This window comes from Streptococcus sp. 29892, assembly GCF_032594935.1.
Classification (GTDB): Bacteria; Bacillota; Bacilli; order Lactobacillales; family Streptococcaceae; genus Streptococcus; species Streptococcus hyiners.
In genome coordinates, this window is the sequence record NZ_CP118734.1 from 601346 (window position 1) to 615127 (window position 13782).

The 13782-nt window shown below is 46.0% G+C and carries 1 protein-coding gene; it reads left to right on the plus strand.

Going from position 1 to position 13782, the window contains the following annotated elements; genetic code table 11:
• Positions 1-39: 39 nt before the first annotated feature.
• The gene (locus PW220_RS03155; RefSeq protein ID WP_248054645.1) at positions 40-13680 is read left to right on the plus strand and encodes a mucin-binding protein; all 13641 of its coding nucleotides are present in this window, start codon (positions 40-42) and stop codon (positions 13678-13680) included.
• Positions 13681-13782 lie beyond the last annotated feature (102 nt).

Consider the following 13782-nt stretch of genomic DNA (forward strand, 5'->3'; position numbering starts at 1 on the left):
AAGGTAAGTGCTACCGAGGAAATACCGGTTTCTCCTCCTGTGCAAGAAGTTGTTGTTAGTGAAGAAAGAGCAGATGGTTTGCCACTTTCAGAAGAGGTTTCGCCTGAAACATCGACACTTTTGCCTGTTAGTGAAGATGTAAAGGAAGCAGTGGTCACAGAACCAGTTCAACCAGCTGACGTTTTGCAAAGTGAAGAAGTCCAGTCGGAACCAGATCCCCTTGTGGAAGAAGAGGTTTTGTCTAGACAAGCTGTTATTACTTATACTGTCCGCTATATTGACCCTATGAATGAGGTAATTTCATCAGAAAGCTTATCCATAGAGGTGACAACTGTTGATCAGCAAGCTAGCTACAGTCTGGTAGTAGCATCTACATTACCAGAGGGCTATCGTTTGGTAGTAGACCAGGATGCTCAACAGACTGTGAATATCCTTGAAGGTGTGGATAATCTTATAACCTTCCGCATTGAGAAAATAGAAAGTGATGAGGCTAAGCAAAACCCAGGATCGGCTTCTAATCAGGAAGTCGTAAAAGATTCAAGTACTTCTACAGTAGTAGAAAATGAAAGCGCTATCTCAGACACTCAACCATTTGCAGAAGCTCCTGAAGTTCAAGCTAAGTCAGTCATAGAACGTACAGTCAATATTCCTTATAAGGTTGTTCAAACCGATGTGGAAACTGGTGAAGAGAAGAAGCTTGGTCAAGTAGGCTATGTTTCTGTTACGACTACTGATGAAGTAGCAAAGACTGAAGTAACTGTCACTGCAGACAAGCTAGATTCAGGATATAGTCTTGCAGATGGTCAGCCAAATGTCATAACCAAAGTCGTAGCAGAAAATGAAACTAATATTCTTTCGTTTGCTGTAACTCGGAAAAAAGATGAGAAGGATAATCCGCTGACAGAAACGACCGTTGCAGCTAGTGGCGATGCGGAAGGGACAAGTGGTTTTAGGGCTATTCCTGGGGAAAACCGCACCGCTTTTTCAGGTAATCAAAATTTCAAAAATTATCAAGGTTTTAGTAGGGATAAGTTGCTTAACCAGATTACCTGGATTGATTTTTCGGATGCCAGTACGATTTCAGGAACGGGTACTGCTCCAAACCAAGCTGACAGTAATAAATTAGCTCCTTCGCTTCGAATTGGTACAAAATACAAGAAAGTCATTGCTCCAGGATACGAAGTGACATTGGAAGTCATTGACTTAAAACCTTTCGAAGCAACTGAAATCTATAAAGAGCGGATTGCTGGAACAGATCGTGAGCAGTATTTCAATGCGAATCGGAAAAACCATGTCATTGCAACTGGTGAGCAGGCCGAAATTATTGCGGTGAAGCAAGATAAAACATGGTCGCAGGCAGCAAGACAAGGTCTGAACTTTGGTGAAAAAGCCGTTACTCTCCAATCCCACAAGGATGGAGGAAATGTAGGGGTAGTCTTCCGAGGTTCAGCAACCTATCTAGGAAAATCTGTCCCAATCAACTTTGTTTTGATGGAATCAGAGGAAGCTAAGCGAGATGAACTTGTCATTTTCACAACTAACGGAGAAAATTTTGAGCTCTTAGGAGAACTATCTAATAATTTGACCTTGTCATCCTATAGCCCTATTACGACTGCCTATTTCGACAAATTTGAAAATGTAAGTATTCCTAATAACTGGGCGGCACGTTTTAATCCAATAGACTACATCAATGTTGGTACTCCAGAATCAATCGCAACTGCTGGTCAGACATCATCAGAAGGAAGTTTGACCATCGTAGATGGTTTAGGAACTAAGGTTTTTGGTCCAGTAACCAACCGAATGAAATCTAAAGTATCTCCGAATGAGGAATATTCGACCCCCATCTTGCTCACTAAAAATGCTTCAGAAGTAGGGATGTTTATTACTTCAATGGGTAGACAGTCTGCTATGATTGGGGTTATGGTCTATGATGAAGGGGATGCTCCAGCCTCTTACGGCGAAGGGAAGCATGCCCTCAACCTTAATGTTGCGGATAAGAACCCATTCCTTGGAACAGTTATGGCTGATTTGGATTTCGTGCCAGAGGCTATACCTGCAGATGCAGCACCTTGGTATCGTGATGAGTTAATCAACCAGTGGGATGAAGGACCTATTCAGCTCTTGGGGGCAAGTGGCGCGGCGAAGAATAACAATAATTACACCCTTCACCATTCTTCTAATGGTAGCTATGAACTGAAATTACAGGCTTCTGCCAATGGCAATCCCAAAGCGCATATGCAGGGATGGATTGATTTTAATAACAATGGAATTTTCGATGATGGAGAAGCGTCAGGAGTGGTCGAAGTAACATCGGCTAAAACCTATACCTTAAACTTTACTGGAATTCCACAAATTACGGATACAGACTTAACGAAGTTAGGTGTTCGTGTCCGTATAGCGGTTGACAGAAATGATATTTTAACCCCACATTTGACAGCCTTGTCTGGTGAGGTGGAGGACTTCCAAGTTCAATTAACCCACCCACCTCGCGGTACAAAAAAAGAAACATCTGCTAGCCAAGGGGAAACCCAGAGAGCTACTGTAGAATTTTTTGCTTATGGTAAGAATGCTTACGAAAGTACAGCTGCAAAAATCGATGAAACAATCCCTCCTTCAATCGTCAAAGAAGATGGTCAATTAGTTCAGGATAGTGAGTTAGTTGATGGTTATTATGTTGTGCCAGGAGAGGGTAGGTATAAGATAACAGCTAATGGCAAGAATGTAGATGTTGAATTTATCCCGGAGGTGAATTTTGTCACCAAACGGACGGATGGTAGTATCGTCAAACAGGCTAAGGGTATCACTATTCGCCGGACGGGAACTGTAGTAGATAAGGCTGGTACGGCAGCTTATACAACAGGTTGGATGGCGACTACGGATGTTCATGGAGTTGCGAATATTTCAGAACAGACCAATACTATGGATGGTCGCTACATTCCTCATGTGGTTGCCGTTGTTCCTAGTGGAATTGATGCGACTTCAAGTGCTGTCCAAGGTGCTGTCCAGACAGGAAGACCAACTTTCGTTCCTGGAACAACTTCCACAGGTGCTCAAGTCCCTATGGATCCAAATACAACGAAACTATTGGATGATGGCTCTAATCCTGTTGATGCTACAACTGCCTATGCCATGGTCAATGGTGTCCGTACAGCTGTAGGTGAGTATAGGATTTCTAGTACAGATGGCACCGTTACCTATACACCAAACGATGAAGGGAAACGCTATATTGGTAGTTTGTTGCCTGTAACTGTACAAGCCAAGGATGTCAATGGCTCTGCTGCGACAGCTACCTACACTCCTACAATAACGCCACTTAGTCCATCAGCAGTTGCTGCGACTTCTGTTGGTTTGCAAGGAAAAGAGCAGACTGGTCGTCCGACCTTTGCTAAAGGTTCTACAATTGATGGTGTAGGTGAATTGGTACCAAGTAGCTTGACCTTACTTGATGCAAGTGGTCAGCCAGCTACAAGGGTAGACGTGCCTAATCAGGGTAGCTATGTCTTAAATCCGGATGGTAGTATCACCTTTACACCGTTACCGAATTACTATGGCAGTCCGACCCCAGTTAATGTTCGTCAAGCAGATAGTAATGGTAGCACGGTTGTAACAACTTATTCACCAAATGTCATTGAAGTTCGCCCAATTGCTGATCCAGATAAGACTTACGGCCTAAAAGGAGCTGAGCAGACTTCTAGGAGTGACTTCTTTACTGCTGGGCAGATTGATTTGAATGGTGATAAGGTATATGATCCAGATACAGAGGTTGTGGCCTTAAATCCTGCGAGTCGTAAACTTATCAATCAACAAGGTCAGGAAGTAGACAGTGTGCAAGTGGCTGGTGAGGGTGTTTATCGCTTGAATGGTGATGGCACGATTACCTTTACCCCAGAGCCAGATTTTGTTGGACTAGCTAATGGTGTTACCATTACGATTGCGGATGTCAACGGTACAAAAGTATCCACTACCTATGTACCTAAGGTTATTGACGTCCCTGAAGATGAGTTGAGAGAAACGGTTAAGCGGACCATTCGTTATGTTTATGCAGATGGTAGTGAAGCAAGTACCAGTGTTGAAAAGGTTCTTCAATACACACGCACAGCAACAGCAAACCCATTGACAGGGGAAATTTCCTACAGTCCTTGGGAATCTACGGATAATGATTTCCCACTGGTAACTTCTCCAGACATTCCGAATTATACAGCAAGTCAAGATAAGGTGGCGGAGCGCACAGATGTTCCTGCTGAGGCAGTGGATGAAACCATTACGATTGTCTATCGTGAACATGATAAGCAACTGGCGACATTTACATACAGGGTCGTTGATGGACCAGAGTTGGCCAAAGATCAGGAGATTGGTTACTCCTCTGCACCAATTACTTATACAACAGCTGCCAAAATTGCTGAAATCATAGCGCGTGGCTATGAACTGGTTGAGGATGAATTTGCAAACGAAGCGAATAAGAGCTTTGATACGGAAACGGCGCGAGTTCAGAACTGGGATATTTTATTCCGTCCTAAAACAACTGTCACAACTCCAGATCAACCGAAGACTCCAGGTGATCAAGTGGATCCAAGCATTCCAGATAGTCCTCGTTGGGAGGAAGTAACCAAGACCATCACTCGTACAGTTTCCTATAAATTGAACACAGTTGATGGACCAGAAGCACCAGGAACTAGCAGTCAGACCAATACGGTTACCTTTGAACGCACTGGTACTTATAATTTTGTAAGCAATCAGATTACCTATACGAATTGGGTAGCTAAGGATGGCGATGCGACTTTAGAGGGTCATGCTTTACCAGATGTACTAGGCTACACTGCAACTAAGGCGACTGCAAATGATGAGGAAGTCTTGCCACTTTCAACAACACGCAATAAAACGGTCACTCATCTTGATAATAATATTACGGAGATTGTTGTTTATACTCCGGATGCACAGCTTGGTAAAATTAGCTTTATCAATGTAACGGATCCTAGTCAAGAAGTGCTTGTTAGAGAGATTCCGTTGACTGGTAAAACAGGTGATAAATTTACAGTTGATACAGCAGCGATTATTGAAGAATTTAGACAGCAAGGCTATGAAGTCAGCGATATTTCAAATTATGACAAGGAAGGTTTGTTCTCTCCAGATCCAAATAGTCATGATGAGTTTATTTACCATTTGACGGAAAGAGTAGTTCCTGTCGATCCATCAAATCCACCAACACCAGGTACGCCAGTCGATCCGAATAATCCAGATGGACCGAAGTGGCCAGATTCAGTTAGTGGAATTGTAACCAAAGATGAAGTGAAGCGGACTATTTCTTATGTAGATGAAGCGGGAGCACCAGTGTCGTCTGTATTTGAAGATACAGTTAGCTTCACACGAACTGCTACAGTTAATTTGGTAACAGGGGCAGTTAACCTAGGCTCTTGGGAGGCGGTTAATAGTGACAAGGAATTAGCAGGTAATCCATTGCCAACCATAGAAGGTTACTCTATCAAAGGGGCTACCTCAGATTCCCTTGTAGCTGAGGCGACGGTCACTGAAAACCCTCGAACTGTTGAAGCAGAAGCTCCAGATATTGTGGAAGTCGTTACTTATCAAAAAGACAAACAAGAGGCAATTATTCGCTTTGTTGATGTAACAAATCCACAAGCTAGGAATGAATTAAATACCATCACACTCTCTGGCAAATCTAGTGAAGAGATTGGTTATGATGTCACTCCATTAGTGAACTTATATGAAAAATCTGGCTATCAAGTAACCAATAAGCAGGCTTACAGTCCAGCTACCCTGTACGATACAGAAAAAGATGTGCCTCAAGAGTTTATATTTGAGTTGGTTCAAAAAACGACTACAACCACTCCAGATAATCCACAGACCCCAGGCACGCCAGTGGATCCGACTAATCCAGACGGACCACGTTGGGAAGAAGTGACCAAGACCATCACTCGTACAGTGGCTTACAAACTGGATACTGTCGATGGTCAACCAGCTCCGACTACCGAAACCAAGACAAATTCAGTCACCTTCGAACGGACTGGTAGCTACAACCATGTGGCCAAGCAAGTGACCTACACGAACTGGGTAGCTAAGGATGGCGATTCGACTCTGGAAGGCCAGACACTACCATTGGTGACTGGTTATGTGGCTGTCACCGCAACTAGAAATAACCAGGCAGTATCACCAAGCGCAACGGCAGAAGCCATTGAAGCAAGTGCTACGACAGATAATGTAGATGAGATTGTCGTTTACAAGGCCCTCAGCTCTTGGACCATCACTCCTCCACCAGGTACAGACCCAGTTCCACCAATTCCTTACGGCAACCATCCGACCGACCCAACCAAGCCGGCAGATCCAACTCCGACCCCAGCAATTCCGAAAGTGGATGGCTATGTCCCAGTTGGACCAGATGGAAATGAATTGCCTAAGGATCCAGATGGTAACTACATCCCACCAGTACCGACTGACCCAACTCAGCCAACAGTTATTACTTACAAGGCCCTTGAACAGAAGGCAGTCATCCAATACTTGGAAGAAGGCAGCAATAAGGTTCTCTCTCCAGCTGATGAAGTAACTGGTCTAGCAGATCAACCAATTGTATACAGCACAGCAGAAACCATTGCCTTGATTAAGGAACGTGGCTATGAGTTGGTGCAAGACAACTTCCCAACTAATGCGACATTTGACCGTGATACCACCAGTCCACAGGAGTACACAGTTGTGTTTAGAGAGAAGGTTGTCACAACCACCCCAGATAATCCACAGACCCCAGGCACGCCAGTAGATCCGACTAATCCAGACGGACCACGTTGGGAAGAAGTGACCAAGACCATCACTCGTACAGTAGCTTACAAACTGGATACTGTCGATGGTCAACCAGCTCCGACTACCGAAACCAAGACCAATTCAGTCACCTTCGAACGGACTGGTAGCTACAACCACGTGACCAAACAAGTGACCTACACGGATTGGGTAGCTAAGGATGGCGATTCGACTCTGGAAGGCCAGACACTACCATTGGTGACCGGTTATGTGGCTGTCACCGCAACTAGAAATAGCCAGACAGTATCACCAAGTGCAACGGCAGAAGCCATTGAAGCAAGTGCTACGACAGATAATGTGGATGAGATTGTCGTTTACAAGGCCCTCAGCTCTTGGACCATCACTCCACCATCAGGTACAGACCCAGTTCCACCAATTCCTTACGGCAACCATCCGACCGACCCAACCAAGCCGGCGGACCCAACTCCGACCCCAGCAATTCCGAAAGTGGATGGCTATGTCCCAGTTGGACCAGATGGAAATGAATTGCCTAAGGATCCAGATGGTAACTACATCCCACCAGTACCGACTGACCCAACACAGCCAACTGTCATTACTTACAAGGCCCTCGAACAGAAGGCAGTCATCCAATACTTGGAAGAAGGCAGCAATAAGGTTCTCTCTCCAGCTGATGAAGTAACTGGTCTAGCAGATCAACCAATTGTATACAGCACAGCAGAAACCATTGCCTTGATTAAGGAACGTGGCTATGAATTGGTGCAAGACAACTTCCCAACTAATGCGACATTTGACCGTGATACAACCAGTCCACAGGTCTACACAGTTGTGTTTAGAGAGAAGGTTGTTACAACCACCCCAGATAATCCACAGACCCCAGGCACGCCAGTGGATCCGAATAATCCAGACGGACCAGTTTGGGAAGAAGTGACCAAGACCATCACTCGTACAGTGGCTTACAAACTGGATACTGTCGATGGTCAACCAGCTCCGAATACCGAAACCAAGACCAATTCAGTCACCTTCGAACGGACTGGTAGCTACAACCACGTGACCAAGCAAGTGACCTACACGGACTGGGTAGCTAAGGATAATGATTCGACTCTGGAAGGCCAGGCTCTACCATTGGTGGCTGGTTATGTGGCTGTCACCGCAACTAGAAATAGCCAGACAGTATCACCAAGCACAACGGCAGAAGCCATTGAAGCAAGTGCTACGACAGATAATGTGGATGAGATTGTCGTTTACAAGGCTCTCAGTTCTTGGACCATCACACCTCCACCAGGTACAGACCCAGTTCCACCAATTCCTTACGGCAACCATCCGACCGACCCAACCAAGCCGGCGGATCCAACTCCGACCCCAGCAATTCCGAAAGTGGATGGCTATGTCCCAGTTGGACCAGATGGAAATGAATTGCCTAAGGATCCAGATGGTAACTACATCCCACCAGTACCGACTGACCCAACACAGCCAACTGTCATTACTTACAAGGCCCTCGAACAGAAGGCAGTCATCCAATACTTGGAAGAAGGCAGCAATAAGGTTCTCTCTCCAGCTGATGAAGTAACTGGTCTAGCAGATCAACCAATTGTATACAGCACAGCAGAAACCATTGCCTTGATTAAGGAACGTGGCTATGAGTTGGTGCAAGACAACTTCCCAACTAATGCGACATTTGACCGTGATACAACCAGTCCACAGGTCTACACAGTTGTGTTTAGAGAGAAGGTTGTTACAACCACCCCAGATAATCCACAGACCCCAGGCACGCCAGTGGATCCGAATAATCCAGACGGACCACGTTGGGAAGAAGTGACCAAGACCATCACTCGTACAGTGGCTTACAAATTGGATACTGTCGATGGTCAACCAGCTCCGACTACCGAAACCAAGACCAATTCAGTCACCTTCGAACGGACTGGTAGCTACAACCACGTGACCAAACAAGTGACCTACACGGATTGGGTAGCTAAGGATGGCGATTCGACTCTGGAAGGCCAGACACTACCATTGGTGACTGGTTATGTGGCTGTCACCGCAACTAGAAATAACCAGACAGTAACACCAAGCGCAACGGCAGAAGCCATTGAAGCAAGTGCTACGACAGATAATGTGGATGAGATTGTCGTTTACAAGGCCCTCAGCTCTTGGACCATCACTCCTCCAACAGGTACAGACCCAGTTCCACCAATTCCTTACGACAACCATCCGACCGACCCAACCAAGCCGGCGGATCCAACTCCGACCCCAGCAATTCCGAAAGTGGATGGCTATGTCCCAGTTGGACCAGATGGAAATGAATTGCCTAAGGATCCAGATGGTAACTACATCCCACCAGTACCGACTGACCCAACTCAGCCAACAGTTATTACTTACAAGGCCCTTGAACAGAAGGCAGTCATCCAATACTTGGAAGAAGGCAGCAATAAGGTTCTCTCTCCAGCTGATGAAGTAACTGGTCTAGCAGATCAACCAATTGTATACAGCACAGCAGATACCATTGCCTTGATTAAGGAACGTGGCTATGAGTTGGTGCAAGACAACTTCCCAACTAATGCGACATTTGACCGTGATACAACCAGTCCACAGGTTTACACAGTTGTGTTTAGAGAGAAGGTTGTTACAACCACTCCAGATAATCCACAGACCCCAGGCACGCCAGTCGATCCGACTAATCCAGACGGACCGAAATGGCCAGATGGCTTGAAGGAAAGTGACCTCAATCAAACAGTGACACGGACCATCAAGTATGTGTATGAGGATGGCTCAGAAGCACAGCCAGATGTAGTCGAAACTCTGACCTACAAGCGTACTGCGACTGTTAACCTAGTGACTAAAGAAGTGACTTATGGCAAGTGGACTTCAACCGATGATGACTTCGATAAGGTAGACACACCAGCAATCGCAGGCTACACCCCAGACAAGGCAAGTGTGGCAGCTGTTCAAGATGTTCCGGCGACCGCTACAGACACAGAAGTTACTGTAACCTATGTCAAGGATGTTCAGAAAGCGACCATCACCTATCAAGATGAGAATGGTCAACAGTTGGGTAGCGTTGATGAAGTGACCGGTAAGTCAGGTGAGCCAATTAACTACACCACCACAGATCGTATTACCGAATTGACCAACCAAGGTTATGAGGTCGTGACAGATGGCTTCACTAAGGAAGGTGGACAAGTATTTGACACAGATAAGGATACCCCTCAGACCTTCACTGTCGTTGTGAAAGCTAAGGTTGTTCCTGTTGATCCGTCAAATCCACCAACCCCAGGCACGCCAGTGGATCCGACTAATCCAAATGGACCGAAATGGCCAGATGGCTTGAAGGAAAGTGACCTCAATCAAACCGTCACACGGACCATCAAGTACCAATACGAAGATGGCTCAGAAGCTCAGCCAGATGTCGTTGAAACTCTGACCTACAAGCGTACTGCGACTGTTAACCTAGTGACTAAAGAAGTGACTTATGGCAAGTGGACTTCAACCGATGATGACTTCGACAAGGTAGATACGCCAGCTATTGCAGGTTACACCCCAGACAAGGCAAGTGTGTCAGCTGTTCAAGATGTTCCGGCGACCGCTACAGACACAGAAGTTACTGTAACCTATGTCAAGGATGTTCAGAAAGCGACCATCACTTACCAAGATGAGAATGGTCAACAGTTGGGTGGCGTTGATGAAGTGACCGGTAAGTCAGGTGAGCCAATTAACTACACCACAACAGATCGTATTACCGAATTGACCAACCAAGGTTATGAAGTCGTGACAGATGGCTTCACCAAGGAAGGTGGACAAGTATTTGACACAGATAAGGATACCCCTCAGACCTTCACTGTCGTTGTGAAAGCTAAGGTTGTTCCTGTTGATCCGTCAAATCCATCAACACCAGGCACGCCAGTGGATCCGAATAATCCAAATGGACCGAAATGGCCAGATGGCTTGAAGGAAAGTGACCTCAATCAAACCGTCACACGAGTTATCAAGTACAAATACGAAGATGGCTCTGAAGCACAGCCAGATGTAGTCGAAACTCTGACCTACAAGCGTACTGCGACCGTTAACCTGGTAACTAAAGAAGTGACTTATGGCAAGTGGACTTCAACCGATGATGACTTCGATAAGGTAGATACGCCAGCTATTGCAGGTTACACCCCAGACAAGGCAAGTGTGGCAGCTGTTCAAGATGTTCCGGCGACCGCTACAGACACAGAAGTTACAGTGACTTATGTCAAGGATGTTCAGAAAGCGACCATCACTTACCAAGATGAGAATGGTCAACAGTTGGGTGGCGTTGATGAAGTGACCGGTAAGTCAGGTGAGCCAATTAACTACACCACCACAGCTCGTATTACCGAATTGACCAACCAAGGTTATGAAGTCGTGACAGATGGCTTCACCAAGGAAGGTGGACAAGTATTTGACACAGATAAGGATACCCCTCAGACCTTCACTGTCGTTGTGAAAGCTAAGGTTGTTCCTGTCGATCCATCAAATCCACCAACACCAGGCACGCCAGTGGATCCGAATAATCCAAACGGACCGAAATGGCCAGATGGCTTGAAGGAAAGTGACCTCAATCAAACAGTGACAAGGACCATCAAGTACCAATACGAAGATGGCTCAGAAGCACAGCCAGATGTAGTCGAAACTCTGACCTACAAGCGTACAGCGACCGTTAACCTGGTAACTAAAGAAGTGACTTATGGCGACTGGACCTCAGCTGATGATGACTTCGACAAAGTAGACACCCCAGCTATTGCAGGTTACACCCCAGACAAGGCAAGTGTGGCAGCTGTTCAAGATGTTCCGGCGACTGCTACAGACACAGAAGTTACCGTAACCTATGTCAAGGATATTCAGAAAGCGACCATCACCTATCAAGATGAGAATGGTCAACAGTTGGGTGGCATTGATGAAGTGACCGGTAAGTCAGGTGAGCCAATTAACTACACCACCACAGCTCGTATTACCGAATTGACCAACCAAGGTTATGAAGTCGTGACAGATGGCTTCACTAAGGAAGGTGGACAAGTATTTGACACAGATAAGGATACCCCTCAGACCTTCACTGTCGTTGTGAAAGCTAAGGTTGTTCCTGTCGATCCGTCAAATCCACCAACACCAGGCACGCCAGTGGATCCGAATAATCCAAACGGACCGAAATGGCCAGATGGCTTGAAGGAAAGTGACCTCAATCAAACAGTGACACGGACCATCAAGTATGTGTATGAGGATGGAAGCCCAGTCTTGAATTCAGATGGTAATCCGCTAATCGTTACGCAGACAGCAAGCTTTAAACGAAGTGCTACTGTTAATCTTGTAACTGGCCAAGTAACTTATGGTGCTTGGTCTGAGGCTCAGACTGTGCCAGCTGTTCCATCTCCAATCATCTTGGGATACTATACAGAAACAGCAAGTGTAGCCGCTCACACAGTTACTGCGACAGATGAGGATCAGTCGATTACTGTAGTTTATAAGAAACTAGGTGCATGGGTGCCAAATATCCCAGGTCAGCCACTGACCCCAATTCCGTATCCAAACCACCCAACGGATCCAAGTAAACCAGGTACCGACCTACCAGTTCTACCGCATGTTCCAGGTCATGTTCCAGTTGGACCAGACGGTGTCACTCCATTGACCCCAGTCGATCCAAATGATCCAAGCAAGGGTTACAACATGCCACCTATCCCATCTGATCCAACAAATGATGTGCCGATTACTTATGTGGCAGAAGAACCTAAAGTGGCAACAGTCATTGTTCGCTACATGGATGAAGAAGGAAATGATTTGGTACCACCAGTCGTGAGCAGTGGTAAGGTTGGTGAACCGTACACTAGTGAAGCTAAGGTTATTCCAGGCTACCTTCTGAAAGACTATCCAAGTAACCAATCAGGTACTATCCCAGAAGGTGGTACACTTGTAAGCTACATCTACGTTCCAATCGGTGCATGGGTGCCAAACATCCCAGGTCAGCCACTGACCCCAATTCCGTATCCAAACCACCCAACGGATCCAAGTAAACCAGGTACCGACCTACCAGTTCTACCGCATATTCCAGGCTATGTTCCAGTTGGACCAGACGGTGTTACTCCGTTGACCCCAGTCGATCCAAATGATCCAAGCAAGGGTTACAACATGCCACCTATCCCATCTGATCCAACAAATGATGTGCCGATTACTTATGTGGCAGAAGAACCGAAAGTGGCAACAGTCATTGTTCGCTACATAGATGAAGAAGGAAATAATCTGGTACCACCAGTCGTGAGCAGTGGTAAGGTTGGAGAACCGTACACTAGTGAAGCTAAGGTTATTCCAGGCTACCTTCTGAAAGACTATCCAAGTAACCAAACAGGTACTATCCCAGAAGGTGGTACACTTGTAAGCTACATCTACGTTCCAATCGGTGCATGGGTACCAAACATCCCAGGTCAGCCACTGACCCCAATTCCGTATCCAAACCACCCAACGGATCCAAGTAAACCAGGTACCGACCTACCAGTTCTACCGCATATTCCAGGCTATGTTCCAGTTGGACCAGACGGTGTCACTCCGTTGACCCCAGTTGATCCGAGTGATCCAAGCAAGGGTTACAACATGCCACCTATCCCATCTGATCCAACAAATGATGTGCCGATTACTTATGTAGCAGAAAAACCGGTAGTACCAGAACAAACTCAACCAACTCCACCAGTTCTTCCAACTCAACCGGCGGAACCAGTGAAGCCTGTGGCTCCAGTTTCCCCTACTGTACCAGCTTCATCAGGACTGTCCGGTAAACCGATAGCAGAAAAAACAAGCCAAAGCACTTTGCCGAATACAGGTGATAGTCATTCAGACACTGTCCTGATGGCAGGAATTAGCTTGTTACTAGCTACACTCGGTATGGTTGTGAAAGTTCGGAGAGAAGAGTAGTTCTCAGTGTACCTGAACAAGAGAGGATTTTCCTCTCTTGTTTTTTTTTGCACCGGAATTCCGCTTAGAAGACCATCAAATGTCCCGAAATTCCTATCAAAT